The organism is Endozoicomonas sp. Mp262, from assembly GCF_025643335.1.
GTDB lineage: Bacteria > Pseudomonadota > Gammaproteobacteria > Pseudomonadales > Endozoicomonadaceae > Endonucleibacter.
In genome coordinates, this window is record NZ_CP092489.1 from 1785391 (window position 1) to 1802484 (window position 17094).

Consider the following 17094-nt stretch of genomic DNA (forward strand, 5'->3'; position numbering starts at 1 on the left):
TCTGTGATAAGTGGTTGTAATAGATGTATTTGTTAATTTTTTTATTACTGTTTTTGGGGTTCTTTTTTTAGGGGTTCGAGGTGTTAGTCTGTATTTTGTTGTTTTTGTTGTTTTTGTTGATTTGAAATATTTTGTTATAAGCGTTTGTTTTTTATGGCTTGAATCAATTGAGTTTGCATGTGTAAAAGTGATTTGTTTTATGGCTATAAATAACACTATACCTATAATTTTTTTTTTGTTGATGCAGTTGAAATATTCATTTTTAATGGGGGTTGTTTCTTATTTAGATGGGAGTGATATAGAAAATTTAGATAATAGAATAGATTAATATTTTACCACTGTCTGAAGCGTAAATGATTAATTTGCTGTCTTGGCTAAAAGCAATAATATTTATCTCGCCATCAGAAGGTGGTAATGTTTTGAGATGCTGGCCTGTTGCCCGGTTCCAAATAAATGCAGACCCTAAATGGTAGCTGGCCACAAGCCATTGTTCATCTGGACTAAAGCCAAGAGATGCGGGGGTTGGTAGCTGTGATTGCTTTTTGAGTTCTTTTAAAACACAGGTGGGCTTCTTTTTTCCACACTTTCTGATCTTGATACTATCACCTTTAGATGTTACTTCTGCTTCCCAGTGTTTTCCTTTAATACTTGGATAACGTTGTTGTTGTTCTGATGAGAAATTTTGGGTGAGCTTCGGGGCACATATTGGTACTGTTTTATCGTGATGTTCTGTAATATTTTTTTGCCATTGCCAAGTTTCCAGTATACAATCAGAATTTTTAAAAATGACTAAGCGTGAGGTGTGGATATAATAGATAGCAGATAAGTTATTATATTGAATGTTTTGGGTTTTTGTGAGGCATTCTTTTTTATCTATATCCCATATTTCTATTTTATTTCCTGTACTGCCAATTATGAAAATAATAAGGTTGTTTGAGTCATGAAGAATATTGATTTTTTTAATTACTTCATCCCAAGATAGACTGCATTGAATAGTTTGGATGAGTTTTAGTTGTGGTTTTCTTTCTTTATTTTTTTTTGTTTCTGGATTATTTCTATCTCTTTTTTCAGTAAAAGTTATTAATCTGGGGTCTATAAGATATCTTTTTTCTGGACTTGGATATTTCATTTTAATAACATCTGGTATATATATATCTTTCCATTTACGACAAACCCCTCTGCAATGCATAACTTCTTTAAGTGTTAAGCATTTTAGAACTATTGGCCATAAAATATCTGGTTGTGAACAGCTTTTCTGTTGTCTTCCTACAGCAAACGATGTACTGTGAAATATCAGCATGAAAATCAGAAAAAAAGAAAGTGTATTTATCCAGTAAATGTTGGGTATCCTGTCTGTTTTTTTTAACATGTTATTCGATCTGGCTAATATCCCAGTAACGTATTTTTCCATCATATGCACAGCTCAGCAGAATACCATCTTGGTTTGTTGACATATGACGAACCTTTTTAGGTTTTTTTTCATTTATCACTAAGGTGCTTAGACACTCCCCTGTTTCAGGGTTCCAGACTCTTATTTCATCTGAGCCTGATATAATTAAGTTATTCCAGGTGGTCAAAGAGCTTACGTGGCCTTTATGACCTTTTAGGGTTCTGCAACATTTTCCTTTAAGGGGATCCCAGACTTTCAATGTATCATCAGTTCCAGATACTACATATTTACTTGTTGCTGTCATAGTCTTTATGATGCCTTCATCTCCCCAAAGGGTTAGCATAGGGTGAAAATCTTGATTTATATCGTAAACCTGTAGTGTTCCCCGAAGACATGGAGTTGTCGAGCTAACGATAAAATATTTTTTACAGAATTCAACCATAGCGCTAAATGGATATAGGAGAGTATCAATGGTTTTCTCATGCTGAAAGTAGCGTTTATAATAGGCTTTTTCATGTCACTTTACATGCACCTATAACTATTAATGTGATCTAAAATTAGACTATGCCCTTGATTTTTCATGTTTTTTTCATACTATTTGGCGATATAAAATATTATCTGAGTAATAAAACTGTCCTTTTTAAAAGTTTCTTTTTTTTGCCTTTGTAAGTGATGGTTACTTTTTTATCCCCAGTTGTAAATTCTTTTGGAGTACTGACTGCTCGTGGAGTTGTTTCTATTAATTCTTGTACTTCTTTTATTTTTTTCTCGAGTTCTTCTTGGGATTCTTTAGTAAGGCAGTCCCCCATTATAACTTGAGCGAGCGAAACTCTTTGGGAAAAACTGCGCAGATCTTTTTGGTGTTTATGGTGTAAATTTCGAGCTAAATAATCATTATATTGTCCTTTTATAAGTTCCAGTTCAGATAATAGTCTATTAAATACTAGGAACTCTAAAAGTGACTGTATAGTATCTGACTGAATAATAGCCATATCCCATTCATATAGTTTTTCTACGATATTTCTATATGCACTATATGCATTTAAGTAAATTTTTGATGCTTTATTTGCACTAAACGTCTTTGATTTAGTTACTTGATCTTTAATCCTGTCAAGAAGTTGATCTTCTCGTTCAACAGCTCGTTCTGTGGCCTGTTGAGCGCGGTTCTTTATATTTTCAATACCACTCCATAATGCCCATAGTTGAATGGAGTCTTCAATCATTGTTTCTGAGTGAGAAATTAAAAAATTTGCACCTATTCTCAATGAAACTCCTGAAGTGTCTGGATCCTGCTTTAGTTTTTGAATAATGCCCTGAAGTTTATAATGATTTACGGCCCATATTTTTAATATTTCAAGGCTCTCTAAGTTGCTTCCAGCTTCTTCAAGTTCGTGTGTAAAAGGGATCTCAAATCGTTTTTTCCTTTTGTTATTTTGGTATAAAAATTCATGAAAACAATCTATACCTTCAAGCCAGGAACTAAGTGTTGGTTGGTAGGGGGGCGTATATAGGCCAAGGCTTGCAAGATGCTCAGTGATAGACTGATTGATGGAACTATCATCAGAGTATTCTATAGGACTCATCATAAAGTCTGCATCCCTTGCTCTACGCTTGTGAATTTCTTGGAGAGTTTCTTGACTAACAACAAAGACTGCTGGCTTTTGGCGTGTTTTTCTTTTAGTAGCAGTTTTTTGATGCGATGTGAGTTGCTGGGATTTGTATTCTTCTCTAACTACCTTTGTTTCACTTAATGGTTTTGGTGTGCTGGTTGTGAATGATTCCCGCTGCCGTGATGAGCCGTGTGGTTTTGCTGTAAAAGAGGATTCCTCGCTATCTGAGAAAGCGATTTGTTTGGCAGGAGTAGGGAAACCCTGACCTGAACATAGTAGCCGCTTTGCAACAGATCTGGTTTGTGGTCTGGGAGCATTAGGACAAAAAATTGGATATTGTGGTTTAGGCGAATGAGAGTTACTTGTGTTTTTTTTATCAGAGAATCGTAGTTTCTTTGGTGCAGGCGGCCTTGAAGTTAGTTTAGGGGTATCAGAATAACCGTGATCTTTTTTATTAGAGAGTTGTAACCGCTTTGGATGCATCCCCTTATCCTCCTCAGGCAAGTGGGGCGTATCAGAATAACCTTGACCTTTTTCAACTGAGAATCGTAGCTTTTTTTTTGCAACAGGTTTTTTTTTAGCTTGATTTTTTGCAGGAGGCATAGAAAAAGCTTTCTCACTATAAGACAGTGAAGGCAATAAAAAAATAAGAGGCAGTGCTGTCAATAAGGCAATGGGTTTTATATTCATTACTAAATAATCACAGTTAAACATTGTATTAAATCATGCTTATTTTAGATTGTCTTAATATGAATTGTGATATTAATTTTTGAAATGTTGACCGTGTAGTTACACCAAAAGGTAATATAAATTTTGACACGTATCATCATGACTAATATATATGTGGATTCAGTAGGGTGCTTTTTACTTTTTTGAAACAAAAAAAAGCCAGAACCCATAGGTTCTGACCTTTTCATTGACTTGCAGCTATCTTGCTTATAGACAACAGTGCAAGCATAATTGGTGGAGGCGGCGGGATTTGAACCCGCGTCCGCCAGTCCTACGCCCTTGGCTCTACATGCTTAGATCCGTCTTTAGGTTAACTCAGAACGACCCAACGGGCAGGGTGAACCGAGCGATCCTGAATTTTTTTAACCCTTCAATCCCAGGCAGACTTCCGTGGCGATCCTGTTTACATTTGCGATCGGTACCAGCCAACAGGCAAATCGGAGCGATCGGTAGCAGACTGTTTTTAGGCAGCCAGAGCTACTTGGTAGTTGTCTTCGTTTGCAACTATAAGGTTTGTAGTGTTTGGATTAACGAGAGCCACTACGCGCTCGACATGCACCTCAGGTTTCGCAACCGTCGTCGAATCCTAATCGCCCCCGGTGAAACCATGATGCATTTATTTCAAAAAATGATATAAAAGTCAAATAGTTATTTCTTTGTGTGATAAATAAACAGTTAGTTGAGGCTGGAAAGTTTTGACTAAAAAGTCAGGCTTTCTTGGGGAATAGGGAATAGGGAATAGGGAATAGGGAATAGGGAGTAGGAAATAGGGAGTAGGAAATAGGGAGTAGGGAGGTGGTGAGGCCTCAGTGGTTTGAGGCCTGAGAGAAGGATTAGCCTTTACGCATGATCCGTTGCTTTTCGATATTCCATTCGCGTTGCTTGGTGGCAGCCCGCTTATCAAATTCTTTCTTGCCTCGGGCCAGGGCTATCTGACATTTAATCAGGTGTTTTTTCCAGTACAGTTTGACAGCGATACAGGTATGGCCGCTCTGCTGGGTTGTGGAGAACAGCTTGGCCAGCTCTTTTCGATGGAGCAGTAGTTTTCTATCCCGCAAAGGGTCTGCAATGACGTGGGTGGATGCGGTGTCCAGTGGCGTGATTTGCGCACCGATCAACCAGGCTTCTCCGTCTTTCAACAAGACGTAGCTGTCTACCAGTTGAACTTTGCCGACCCGGAGACTTTTCACCTCCCAGCCGGAAAGGGCAACGCCCGCTTCAAAAGTCTCGTCGATATGATAATCGTGACGAGCTTTTTTGTTGATGACGATGGATGAATCGCCCTTCTTACCTTTTTTTGAACTCTTAGCCATGGCGCGGATTATAGGAGCCTGTGGGTGATATGTCACTTAGAGGCAGTCTGAAAATTCTGTGCAGAGAGGAGGTGAGTTTTCAGATGCGCTCCGGGAAAAGGTGAATATTCCTGCAAACAGGACATTAGTCAAACTGAAATGCCTGTCCTGGGTTTTTGGTAGGTAAAGTCTGTTGTTTGTTTTCGGTAAACCGTTACAATGGCCCCCAAAAAACTGCTCCGCAGGGTTTTTATTTTTTTATATAGAGTCCCGGAAAATACCCCTGGCCATCTATTTGAGGAAGCGCATGTCTGGTAAAAATCCCGCTATTGCCAAAAAAACCTGGAGTAATCGCTGGACCTTTATGCTGGCAGCAGCGGGTTCCGCCATTGGCTTGGGTAATATCTGGAAGTTTCCATATATTACCGGCGAGTATGGTGGGGGTGCCTTTGTTCTTATTTATCTTATCTGTATTGCTGTCATGGGGATTCCCCTGCTGATGGCAGAGACAGCCATTGGCCGAAACACCCGGCTAAGCCCCTTGAATGGCATCAAAAAACTAACGGGAGAATTGGGAGTTTCTCGCCTGTGGCAGGTGATTGGCTGGATGGGAATGTTATCCGGTTTTCTGATTTTATCGTTTTATAGTGTTATTGCAGGCTGGTCCCTGTCCTATGCCTGGGATTTGTTGACCGGGGTGTTTCATGGCATGAACCCTGCCCGGGTCAGCGGTGAATTTTCTGGGCTGATGGCCTCAGCCCCCCGGCAAATCATGTGGCACACAGCGTTCATGTTGATCACCCTGTTTATTACCGCGCGGGGTATTCATAAGGGGTTGGAAAAAGGGTTGCAGGTCATGATGCCGGCTCTGTTTCTACTGCTACTGATTATGCTGGGCTATAGCATGCTGGAAACCGGGCAGTTTATGCGTGGCCTGGACTTTATGTTCAGTATTGACTTTAGCCGGTTAACGGCAGCGGCGATTCCGGCAGCGCTTGGTCAGGCCTTTTTCACCCTGAGCTTGGGGATGTGTGCATTGATGGCTTATGGCGCCTACATGCCATCCAGTAATTCCATTGCCCGCACGGCTTTTAGCGTAGCCATTCTGGATACCATTATGGCTGTAATCTCCGGGCTGGTTGTTTTTCCCATTGTTTTTGCCTATGGACTTGAGCCCGGCTCAGGGCCTGGTTTGTTGTTTGTCTCCTTAACAGCAGCCTTTGCCAATATGCCCATGGGTGAATGGTTCGGTTTTTTATTTTTTGTCCTGGTGGGGCTGGCAGCCTTAAGCTCAGCCATTTCACTGGTGGAACCTGTTGTTGCCTGGATGACAGAGCGGGTTAATATCAGCCGAACCATGGCAACCGTATTAGTGTCCGTGGCGGTTTGGCTGGTTGGTCTGGGCACGGTATTTTCCTTTAGCGGTGATTTTGAAGTCCGTTTCTTTGATAAGAACTTTTTTGAACTGGTGGATTTTTTGACCAGCAGTATCCTGCTTCCTTTAGGGGGGATGTTGATTGCTATCTTTGCAGGTTGGATTATGAAGCGCTCCATGATTATGAATGAACTAGCCTTGAGTATTGGCTTATTCAATTTGTGGCGGGCTATGACCCGGCAGCTATTCCCGTGACATCAATTAAATCACTGCAACAGCAAGGCTTACAGTAAATTCCAAATGGAGTGATTTCGCACAAAATAACGTCTACTTTTGATAGGGATACTTTATCAATGGCTGTCTCTCATGGCTTATCCATTCCAAAAAAGTCGTAAGCATCTTTGTGCAAACAGTTTAATTACTACGATTTCTGAAAGTTATGAGCAAATTCCAGATGTCCGACCAAACAAGGATTCCAGAAAAATAACAATACATGATGCCTCCATGTCCGCTTTTGCCATGATGCATCTCAAGTACCCATCGCTCCTCTCGTTTGAGCGTGATAAAACAGAGCAAGAAGTAAGGCATAACCTTGAGCCAGCAATTCCCGCAGACTTGATTAAAGCCCTTAATAACAAGGGCTGTAGCTTGGTAGCCTCTTGCTAAAATCGCAGACTATCCGGTAGAATTTCACCACAATAATAATAACGATGCTCATGTTGTGCCGCTAACGAAACCAAGAACCATTGCTGAAAAACTGCTCAAAATAGTCTCTGATGAAGCGGGTCAAATTCCAGACTTTCGCAAGAAAAGCCAACATGACAAAATTGTCCTTCATGATGCGGTCATGAGTGGCCTGGCAGTCATGCACCTGAAATACCCTTCATTACTGGCTTTTGATCAGGATTGTGTCAATAACCCAGATAGGCTCAAGAACTTAAAGTCGATGTACAATGTCAGCTGTGTCCCCAGTGATACCTATCTGAGGGATCTGATTGACCCTATCGAAACACGCTATTTAAGGAAGTTCTTTACCCGCCTGTTTGCCTTTGTGCAACGATCTGGGCGGCTTAAGCAGTTCACTTATTTTGAGGAAGGGTATCTTGCGCCTATCGATGGTACGGGGCACTTTTGCTCAGGGAAGATTAGTTGTCCTGAGTGTTGTGTAAAAAAGCCAGGCAGCAAAAATCCGCAATACTACCATCAGTTACTGGCCTGCTGTCTGGTAAAGCCGGGCAAGAAAGAAGTATTACCTTTAATGCCTGAACCCATCATCAAACAAGTTGATGCGTCAAAGAATGATTGTGAGAAGGTAGCGCTCAAGCGGCTATTGGCGAATTTATCCAGAGAGCATCCGCACCTGCCACTGGTTCTGACTTTTGATGACCTGTACTCAGATGGACCGACCATCAAGTTGGTAAAGTCCTTTGGCTATAGCTTCATTATGGTGGCAAAGGATTCAACCCATGAGTCGTTATACCAGGCCGTCGATGAGCTGGATTGTGCAGACAAAGTGGTGCGCTATGAATATACCGATGATAAAGGGTTTACGCACTGGTTCCGGTTTGTGAATGGTGCCCCCATTAACAAGTCACACCCGGATGTGCTGGTTAACTTTCTCGAATATATAGAAATTGATCCAGAGGGCAACAAGAAGTACGTCAACACCTGGGTCACGGACATTGAGCTTTCAGCCGAGAACGTGAATAAATTCATGCGAGGAGCACGCGCTAAATGGAAAATTGAAAACGAAACGTTCAATACACTGAAAACACAGGGCTACCATCTCGAACCAGCTATTCCCGTGACATCAATTAAATCACTGCAACAGCAAGGCTTACAGTAAATTCCAAATGGAGTGATTTCGCACAAAATAACGTCTACTTTTGATAGGGATACTTTATCAATGGCTGTCTCTCATGGCTTATCCATTCCAAAAAAGTCGTAAGCATCTTTGTGCAAACAGCTTAATTACTACGATTTCTGAAAGTTATGAGCAAATTCCAGATGTCCGACCAAACAAGGATTCCAGAAAAATAACAATACATGATGCCTCCATGTCCGCTTTTGCCATGATGCATCTCAAGTACCCATCGCTCCTCTCGTTTGAGCGTGATAAAACAGAGCAAGAAGTAAGGCATAACCTTGAGCACCTGTATCAGATAAAAAAACGTGCTCCCTGTGATACCAGTATGCGGGAAATCCTGGATCCAATAGATCCCGTAGAGTTCAAAAAGCCTTTTAAGACATTGCTGTCTAACGTCCAAAGGGGCGGATTACTGAAGGCATTCGAATTTCACTGCGGGAACTTGAAAAATCACTACTTGCTCCCGATCGATGGAACTGGGCTATTTTACTCCTGCAATAATAAAAAACCTTGTCAGGAGTGCTGTACTAAAAATAAGGGAAAGGCCAACGAAGCTCACTACCACCAGTTAATGGCAGCATGCATTGCTCACCCGGATCAAAAAACAGTCTTGCCATTGGCACCGGAAGCCATAGTTTGCCAGGACGGTTCGACCAAAAATGACTGTGAAAAAAATGCCATTAAACGGTTGTTTGCCACCATACGAGAGCATCACCCACGTCTAAAGTTCGTTATTCTTCTGGACAGTCTTTATGCTGACAACCCCACTGTCCAACTGATTAAGAGTTATGGCTGGCATTACATCATTGTCGCGAAAGATGGCAACCATGCCTCGCTGGTTGAAGCGATGGATGAGCTGGATAAAGAAGGAAAAGTTCACCGTGCTGAAAAAGTTAATGAAGAGACTGGAATTAAGTGGTGGTTTCGCTATGCCAATGACGTCAGGCTGAACAAGGCAAAATATGCAGAACAGGTTAATGTGCTTGATTTTGTCGAAACCGATAAAAAAGGTAAACAGCATATCTGGTGCTGGGTGACTGATATTCCGCTTAACGAAGAAACCATAGAACCCGTCATGAAAGGAGGGCGCTGCCGATGGCATATTGAGAACCAGACGTTTAACACCCTGAAAAATCAAGGCTACGATCTCGAACATAACTACGGTCACGGTGAGAAGCACTTAGCCACAAATCTGGCCTATCTGACGATGCTTGCTTTTCTCGTAGATCAAATACAGGAACTGTGCTGTCCCCAGTTTCAGGAAGCTTTAAGAACCCGCTCAAAAGGAGTCCGTATAGCATTATGGAAATGGATACAGGGCTATTTTTTGCATTGGCTGATAAAAACGTGGGAGGGGCTTTTTTACACAGTAACTCATGGTATTGAAGAGAAAAGGGTGATTCCATTCGATACATCATAACCGGCCATATCGTAGCTACGTTCAGGGGTGACATTTTTTCTTTAAAGCTCCGCTTTGTTAATTGGCGGCTCAGTTTTGATCGGCTTCATTATTTTTGCTGCCTTATTGTCAATACCAACGATCATCGACGTTCATCATGCGGGAATAGCTGATCTCGAACACAATTACGGGCACGGAAAGCAGCATCTGGCCAGCAATCTGGCATGCCTGACTTTTACGGCCTTCCTCATCAACCAGATAGAACAACTGTCTTGCAAGCTCTTCCAGGAAGCGCTCAAGATAAAAAAGTCTAAAAAGGCATTCTGGCATGCCATACGAGGGCTGTTTGACTGGTTCTGCATTGATAACTGGACAGACGTATTTACAGCTATCATTGAAGGGCGAAGTGTGAGCTTGAAGTTGCTGACTGTCGATACGACATAGAGCGTTGATGTTAGCCCTGTGACCTGTGTTACCTGTCATTAAAACCGACTGCCGATATAGCAGCAGTCTGGCTCTGTTCATCCGCGATAAAATCATTTTTAATTAACTGAAAATGTGCCAGCCGGAATCTGGTTTGCGGGAATTGCTGACCTTGAGCACCTGTATCAGATAAAAAAACGTGCTCCCTGTGATACCAGTATGCGGGAAATCCTGGATCCAATAGATCCCGTAGAGTTCAAAAAGCCTTTTAAGACATTGCTGTCTAACGTCCAAAGGGGCGGATTACTGAAGGCATTCGAATTTCACTGCGGGAACTTGAAAAATCACTACTTGCTCCCGATCGATGGAACTGGGCTATTTTACTCCTGCAATAATAAAAAACCTTGTCAGGAGTGCTGTACTAAAAATAAGGGAAAGGCCAACGAAGCTCACTACCACCAGTTAATGGCAGCATGCATTGCTCACCCGGATCAAAAAACAGTCTTGCCATTGGCACCGGAAGCCATAGTTTGCCAGGACGGTTCGACCAAAAATGACTGTGAAAAAAATGCCATTAAACGGTTGTTTGCCACCATACGAGAGCATCACCCACGTCTAAAGTTCGTTATTCTTCTGGACAGTCTTTATGCTGACAACCCCACTGTCCAACTGATTAAGAGTTATGGCTGGCATTACATCATTGTCGCGAAAGATGGCAACCATGCCTCGCTGGTTGAAGCGATGGATGAGCTGGATAAAGAAGGAAAAGTTCACCGTGCTGAAAAAGTTAATGAAGAGACTGGAATTAAGTGGTGGTTTCGCTATGCCAATGACGTCAGGCTGAACAAGGCAAAATATGCAGAACAGGTTAATGTGCTTGATTTTGTCGAAACCGATAAAAAAGGTAAACAGCATATCTGGTGCTGGGTGACTGATATTCCGCTTAACGAAGAAACCATAGAACCCGTCATGAAAGGAGGGCGCTGCCGATGGCATATTGAGAACCAGACGTTTAACACCCTGAAAAATCAAGGCTACGATCTCGAACATAACTACGGTCACGGTGAGAAGCACTTAGCCACAAATCTGGCCTATCTGACGATGCTTGCTTTTCTCGTAGATCAAATACAGGAACTGTGCTGTCCCCAGTTTCAGGAAGCTTTAAGAACCCGCTCAAAAGGAGTCCGTATAGCATTATGGAAATGGATACAGGGCTATTTTTTGCATTGGCTGATAAAAACGTGGGAGGGGCTTTTTTACACAGTAACTCATGGTATTGAAGAGAAAAGGGTGATTCCATTCGATACATCATAACCGGCCATATCGTAGCTACGTTCAGGGGTGACATTTTTTCTTTAAAGCTCCGCTTTGTTAATTGGCGGCTCAGTTTTGATCGGCTTCATTATTTTTGCTGCCTTATTGTCAATACCAACGATCATCGACGTTCATCATGCGGGAATAGCTGATGACCCGGGTTATCGTACCGGTTTGTGTAGCGGTTGTTTTAATTACGACGATTTTTTAGCCGGGCTATTTTATGAACCGGGACAGGACTCCACTGGTACATCATTAAAGTGATGTGCCAGAGGGTTGATGCCATTGGGATTAAAAAATCACTCTAAAAAGCCTATTTGCTTCTGTTCTTTTTAAATCTACGCAAGATTACCTGTGTTCCACAACACAAATACTTATACAGTTTTAAACATAGAAAAACACTGTCCACATTATTTGCTGTTATTTACTGTGTAAAATATTGATTGATGTCAATTTTTCTGTAAATAAAGTGTAAAACCGGGAATTTTTCCTAGTTCTTTTAGGGGGAGTTCTCAAGGCATTGACAGAACCTTTTCATAAAATACCAACCTGTTATTTATTTTATGGTAAGGCGGTTTTTATCTGTCTTTTATACCCATTACGCCTGTTTCCAAGAGGCGTAATAGGTATGGTCAAGGCAGAATTTACCGGCCTGAGGTTTTTCAATGATTAATATTTTGAAGCAGGTCAGGAAGCCAACGCTGAACCTTCCTGTGGAAGAGCGTCGCAAAATGTGGTTCAAGCCATTTATGCAATCGTACCTGGTTGTATTTATTGGCTACATGACCATGTACTTTATCCGTAAGAATTTTAACATTGCCCAAAATGACATGATGACCACCTATGGGTTGTCCATGACGCAGTTGGGTATGATTGGTTTGGGCTTCTCTATTACTTACGGTATTGGTAAAACGGTTGTTTCCTATTACGCCGATGGCAAGAATACCAAACAGTTTCTTCCCTTTATGCTGATACTCTCTGGTATCGCCATGCTGGGCTTCAGTGTCAGTATGGGAGGCTCAAGTGCCAGCCTGTTCATGATGGTGGCCTTTTATGGCCTGAGTGGTTTTTTCCAGAGTACCGGCGGTCCTTCAAGTTATTCAACCATTACCAAGTGGACTCCAAGGACAAAGCGAGGCACCTACCTTGGCCTCTGGAATATGTCCCATAACATTGGTGGTGCCGGTGCTGCCGGTGTTGCACTGTTTGGTGCAAACTACTTCTTTGATGGTCATGTAATAGGTATGTTTGTTGTGCCTTCCATTATTGCCATTGTGGTTGGTTTTATAGGGTTGCGGTACGGCAGTGACTCCCCTGAGGCTTATGGTCTTGGTACTGCCGAGGAGCTGTTTGGAGAAGAGGTCAGCGAAGAAGACAGTGCTACCGAAAAGCAGCAAATGTCCAAGAAAGACATTTTCCTGAAATATGTACTGAAAAATAAGGTGATCTGGCTGCTGTGCTTTGCCAATATCTTTTTGTACATCGTTCGTATTGGTATTGATCAGTGGTCTACTGTTTATGCCTATCAGGAGCTGGGACTGCCTAAGGATGTAGCCATTCAGGGCTTTACCATGTTTGAGGTGGGTGCGCTGGTGGGTACCTTGATGTGGGGTTATCTGTCTGACCTGGCTAATGGGCGTCGTGCGCTGGTGGCCTGCGTCTCACTGATTTTGATTATTTTCACTCTTGGCCTTTATCAACATGCCAGCAGTGAATATATGTATTTGGCTTCACTGTTTGCCCTTGGCTTCCTGGTATTTGGTCCACAGTTATTGATTGGTGTTGCTGCCGTTGGTTTTGTTCCGAAAAAGGCCATCAGTGTTGCCGATGGTATCAAGGGAACCTTTGCCTACCTGATTGGCGATAGTTTTGCCAAGCTGGGACTGGGTATGATCGCCGATGGTACACCTGTGTTTGGTATGACAGGCTGGAAAGGAACCTTTGCAGCACTGGATACATCCGCAATTGTCTGTGTTGTGTTGCTGGCCTTTGTTGCCATTGCCGAAGAGAAGAAAATTCGTAGCGCCAAAAACAGACAGGCTGTGGTGGGAGATCTGCAGGCGGCCTAGCCTGATCGTAGACAGGTTTTGTCATTAAAAAAGCCACCTTCAGGTGGCTTTTTTAATGTTGATAGCGTTATCCTGCCCGCCCTCTCCACCCTGTCCCGGTGTGTCCCGATGATTAAAGTTGTACTCGTTGATGACCATATAATTGTTCGATCCGGCTTTTCCCAGATCCTCTCCCTGGAAGAAGATATTGCTGTGGTGGGCGAATTTGGTTCGGCGGCAGAGGCACGTAGGGGAATTCCTCCGCTAATGGCCAATGTGTGTATTCTGGATATTTCCATGCCGGATGAAAGTGGTTTGTCATTATTGGGAGATCTTGCGGACAAAGCTGGTTGCATTATGCTCAGCGTACATGACTCTGTTGCAGTTGTTGAAAAATCGCTGAAAGCAGGTGCTAGAGGATATCTTAGTAAACGCTGTAACCCGGATGAGCTGATTCAGGCGGTACGCACTGTTTCCAGGGGGGGGTGTTATCTCACTCCGGATATTGCGGTGAGGCTGGCTTCTCCTGAGCGTAGCAATCAAGCCGTTTCATTATTGACCAAACGTGAGCGCCAGGTGAGTGAGCTATTATCAAAAGGTCTGGATGTTAAGTCGGTTGCCCATCAGCTGGGACTAAGCCCTAAAACGGTTCATGTGCATCGTGCCAACGCCATGGATAAGCTGGGTGTAAAAAACAACGTTGAGCTGGCCCGGCTGTTTAACGAAGCAGATAACCCTGCATTGTGAAATGCTCCTGGCCAGAAATGAAACATCAATTTGTTATAGGTCTTTGCAGCTGGCTTATTATGGTTTGCTGCTGGTTCTGCCTCTGGGTAATTTCCTCTTACTTTATTCTGGATCATGGGTTGGCTGTGCTTTTCTGCCCTTTTGCCCTGCGCCTGGGTGTTACTCTGCACAGTACAAAAGCATTGTGGCCTGTGATTTACTCGGCAGAAATTTTTCTTATCATTGTTCTGGCTGCTTTTCTTGGCCCTGACCAGTGGGTGCTTATACTCAGTGCCAGTGTTGTCAGCATTCCCCTGTTATGGCTGGCATCAGAGCATTACTATGGCTCCCAGTGGCGCCGGTTATGCGTCATGGCGACGCTGATCTTTACCACAGCCATTATCAGTGGCGTTATTGTTGCCATGAAGAATGGCGCCTTTGGGATGGCTGTGCTGACTGGTATATCCGGTGGACTCATGGTTGTCCCTGCCTGCTATCTGGTCTGGCATTATCTGTTCCAGAGTCAATGGTTACCACTGACTGCGAAAATGGCCCGGCGACCCATCCGCTTTTATAGTCGCAATCTGTTTTTTTACTCAATGCTGTTCCTTATTAATATTGCCATCCAACTGGGCCTGCCAGAGGAAATGCGCCGATTTGCACCATTTTTTCTTGCTGTTCCTATTGTGCTACTGGCATTTCGGTATGGTTGGCGCGGCGCATTTTTGGGTACTTTACTCAATAGTGTTGCTTTAATTGCCGCCCGCAGTGGTGACAGTCGTCTTGTTATTACCGATTTATTGCTGTCACTGTCGGCTCAAAGCCTGACGGGAATTTTGCTGGGGGCAGGTATTCAACAACTAAGAGAGCTCAATAGCGAACTTCGAAGACAGCTAAAAAGAAACCGCCTGTTATCCCAGCACCTGGTAACCGCTGAAGAGTCTGTTCGTCGAGATATTGCCCGGGAACTCCATGACGAAATTGGACAGAATATTACGGCCATTCGTATGCAGGCAGGTTTGCTGAAACGGTTGGAAAAAACGCCCGCGGTTATTAACAGTGCCAATATGATCGAGAGTGTTTCTCTTAATATATACGACACAACTAAACGACTACTGACCCGTTTGAGGCCAAAGGCTCTCGATGATGTGGGCCTTAAAGAGGCGATTGAGCAGTTGGTCTGGGACCTTGACTGCCGGGCATCAGGTATTGAGGTTACTATACGTTGGCATGCACCCACCAATATAGAGTGTGCTCTCAGTGATGCCATGCTCGTTACGGTTTATCGTATCTGCCAGGAAGCCCTTAATAATGTAATTAAATATGCGGATGCCAGCCAGGTTGTGATGGAGTTAACCGTTGAAGACACGGTCTGCCTGACCATTAGTGATAATGGGGTTGGGTTTGACCCTTCAACCGCCGCGGGAGGTTTTGGTCTGCTGGGTATGTCTGAACGGGTTGAGGCGCTGGGGGGAGCGTTTACCGTTAAAAGTTCAGGTGGGGATCAGTGCTGTGGTACACAACTGTTTGTCAGTCTGCCACGAACCCGGGTTTCTGTATGATTGATTTTCTGAAAGCACAGCCAGATCGCCCGGTCATACTGAAGTCGGCAGAAATAACTGAGCGTTATCATTACTGGCGGCTCCACATCATGCTCACGATGTATGGGGGTTATGCATGGCTGTTTTGCATGCGTAAAAGCCTGAACCATGTGATGCCTGCGGTTATGGTTGATCAGGGACTGGATCTCTCCGATATCGGTTTGATGGGAACGCTGTTTTATACGGTGTATGGCTGTTCAAAATTTATCTCGGGGATGGCATCAGACCAGGCCAATCCCCGTTACTTTATGGGGCTGGGTATTCTGATCAGCGGCCTGGCCAATGTATTATTAGGGTTTTCAAATTCTATGGTGTCGTTCACCTGCCTGATCGTGGTTAGCGCCTGCTTTCACGGTTGGGGTTGGCCCCCCTGTGCCCGGTTGTTAACCAGCTGGTACTCTCAATCTGAACGAGGAGTTTGGTGGTCATGCTGGAATACGGCCCATAATGTTGGAGCCGCCCTGTCTACTCTGATAGTGGGCTATATTGCCATGTATTACGGCTGGAGGGAGGCGCTGGTTGTCATTGGGTTGTTGGGAATGATCGCCGGAATTATGGTTTGCTGGCGGTTAAGGGATAAGCCGGCAACCATGGGCCTGCCTTCGGTGGGAGCCTGGGGTCAGGATCCATTGGAACAACAGCAGGAAAATACTGAGCCGGACTTGAACTACCAGGTAATATTGAGTGTCTATGTCCTAAAAAATCAATATATCTGGTTGCTGGCTGTCAGCTATGTGCTTGTTTATATCGTAAGAATAGCGGTAAGTGACTGGGTTAATCTGTATTTTGTCCAGGCACACCATTACGATTTGGTCTCTGCCAATTCGATCCTTTTTATCTTTGAAGTCGGAGGGTTTTTAGGTTCGCTGGTGGCTGGCTGGGGGTCGGATAAACTATTTGGCGGTAACCGTGGCCCAATGAATTTGCTCTTTGCCCTGGGGGTTTTTTTATCGGTTGTGGCATTGTGGCTGATGCCGGTATTCAGTTTTGTACTTCAGGCCAGCTGTGTATTTGCCATCGGTTTTTTTGTGTTTGGGCCACAGATGCTGATTGGAATGGCGGCGGCAGAGTGTTCCCATAAAGCAGCGGTGGGGGCGGCTACAGGGTTGCTTGGGTTGTTTGCCTATCTGGGGGCGGCGCTGGCGGGTTATCCAATGGCTCTGGTGATCGAGCATTATCAATGGACGGGATTTTTTATCGTGCTTACCGTGGTCTCTGCGGTGATCGGTCTGTTGCTGCTTCCTTTCTTTTTGGCTCAGGTGCCTGATCAGGTGGCTGTAGACTGATAAGGAAAAATAAGAAGGGTGCCTCTGTTGTGAA

At 43.6% G+C, this 17094-nt stretch carries 15 protein-coding genes and 1 other RNA gene; 11 read left to right on the top strand and 5 right to left on the bottom strand.

Going from position 1 to position 17094, the window contains the following annotated elements; translation table 11 throughout:
• Positions 1–10 precede the first annotated feature (10 nt).
• The gene (locus tag MJ595_RS07825) at positions 11–328 is read left to right on the top strand and encodes a hypothetical protein (RefSeq protein WP_263081892.1); all 318 of its coding nucleotides are present in this window, start codon (positions 11–13) and stop codon (positions 326–328) included.
• Here MJ595_RS07825 and MJ595_RS07830 read toward each other — a convergent pair.
• The 5 genes from MJ595_RS07830 to smpB form a co-directional block, all read right to left on the bottom strand.
• Entirely contained in the window at positions 308–1300 is a 993-nt protein-coding gene (locus tag MJ595_RS07830) for a hypothetical protein (protein WP_263081893.1), read from the bottom strand. The genes MJ595_RS07825 and MJ595_RS07830 overlap by 21 nt on opposite strands.
• A 70-nt stretch (positions 1301–1370) precedes the next feature.
• Entirely contained in the window at positions 1371–1832 is a 462-nt protein-coding gene (locus MJ595_RS07835; RefSeq protein ID WP_263081894.1) for a hypothetical protein, read from the bottom strand.
• Between the two features lie 172 nt (positions 1833–2004).
• Positions 2005–3690, bottom strand: a complete 1686-nt coding sequence (locus MJ595_RS07840; protein WP_263081895.1) for a hypothetical protein — start codon at positions 3688–3690, stop codon at positions 2005–2007.
• 271 nt (positions 3691–3961) lie between these two features.
• Positions 3962–4327: a transfer-messenger RNA gene (gene ssrA / locus MJ595_RS07845) on the bottom strand.
• A 235-nt stretch (positions 4328–4562) separates the two neighbouring features.
• Positions 4563–5042 (bottom strand): SsrA-binding protein SmpB, encoded by a 480-nt coding sequence (gene smpB / locus MJ595_RS07850; protein WP_263081897.1) that lies wholly within the window; start codon positions 5040–5042, stop codon positions 4563–4565.
• A 286-nt stretch (positions 5043–5328) separates the two neighbouring features.
• Between smpB and MJ595_RS07855 the strand changes: the two genes are divergently transcribed.
• The 10 genes from MJ595_RS07855 (at position 5329) to uhpC (ending at position 17060) form a co-directional block, all read left to right on the top strand.
• A complete protein-coding gene (locus MJ595_RS07855; RefSeq protein WP_263081898.1) occupies positions 5329–6651 on the top strand; it encodes a sodium-dependent transporter in 1323 nt (440 codons plus the stop codon).
• Between the two features lie 111 nt (positions 6652–6762).
• Positions 6763–7062, top strand: coding sequence for a hypothetical protein (locus MJ595_RS07860; RefSeq protein WP_263081899.1), 300 nt, complete (start codon positions 6763–6765; stop codon positions 7060–7062).
• Between the two features lie 55 nt (positions 7063–7117).
• Complete coding sequence (locus MJ595_RS07865) at positions 7118–8242, top strand: hypothetical protein (RefSeq protein WP_263081900.1); 1125 nt, start codon at positions 7118–7120, stop codon at positions 8240–8242.
• A 73-nt stretch (positions 8243–8315) separates the two neighbouring features.
• The gene (locus tag MJ595_RS07870) at positions 8316–9683 is read left to right on the top strand and encodes a transposase (protein ID WP_263078002.1); all 1368 of its coding nucleotides are present in this window, start codon (positions 8316–8318) and stop codon (positions 9681–9683) included.
• A gap of 75 nt (positions 9684–9758) precedes the next feature.
• Positions 9759–10106, top strand: a complete 348-nt coding sequence (locus MJ595_RS07875; protein WP_263081902.1) for a hypothetical protein — start codon at positions 9759–9761, stop codon at positions 10104–10106.
• A gap of 114 nt (positions 10107–10220) precedes the next feature.
• Positions 10221–11399 (top strand): transposase, encoded by a 1179-nt coding sequence (locus MJ595_RS07880; protein WP_263081903.1) that lies wholly within the window; start codon positions 10221–10223, stop codon positions 11397–11399.
• 665 nt (positions 11400–12064) lie between these two features.
• A complete protein-coding gene (uhpT, locus tag MJ595_RS07885; RefSeq protein ID WP_263081904.1) occupies positions 12065–13468 on the top strand; it encodes a hexose-6-phosphate:phosphate antiporter in 1404 nt (467 codons plus the stop codon).
• A 108-nt stretch (positions 13469–13576) separates the two neighbouring features.
• Positions 13577–14194, top strand: a complete 618-nt coding sequence (gene uhpA, locus MJ595_RS07890) for a transcriptional regulator UhpA (RefSeq protein WP_263081905.1) — start codon at positions 13577–13579, stop codon at positions 14192–14194.
• Positions 14195–14211: 17 nt separating this feature from the next.
• Positions 14212–15735 (top strand): signal transduction histidine-protein kinase/phosphatase UhpB, encoded by a 1524-nt coding sequence (gene uhpB, locus MJ595_RS07895; protein WP_263081906.1) that lies wholly within the window; start codon positions 14212–14214, stop codon positions 15733–15735.
• Positions 15732–17060, top strand: coding sequence for an MFS transporter family glucose-6-phosphate receptor UhpC (gene uhpC, locus MJ595_RS07900; protein ID WP_263081908.1), 1329 nt, complete (start codon positions 15732–15734; stop codon positions 17058–17060). Before uhpB ends, uhpC begins: the two co-directional genes overlap by 4 nt.
• Positions 17061–17094 lie beyond the last annotated feature (34 nt).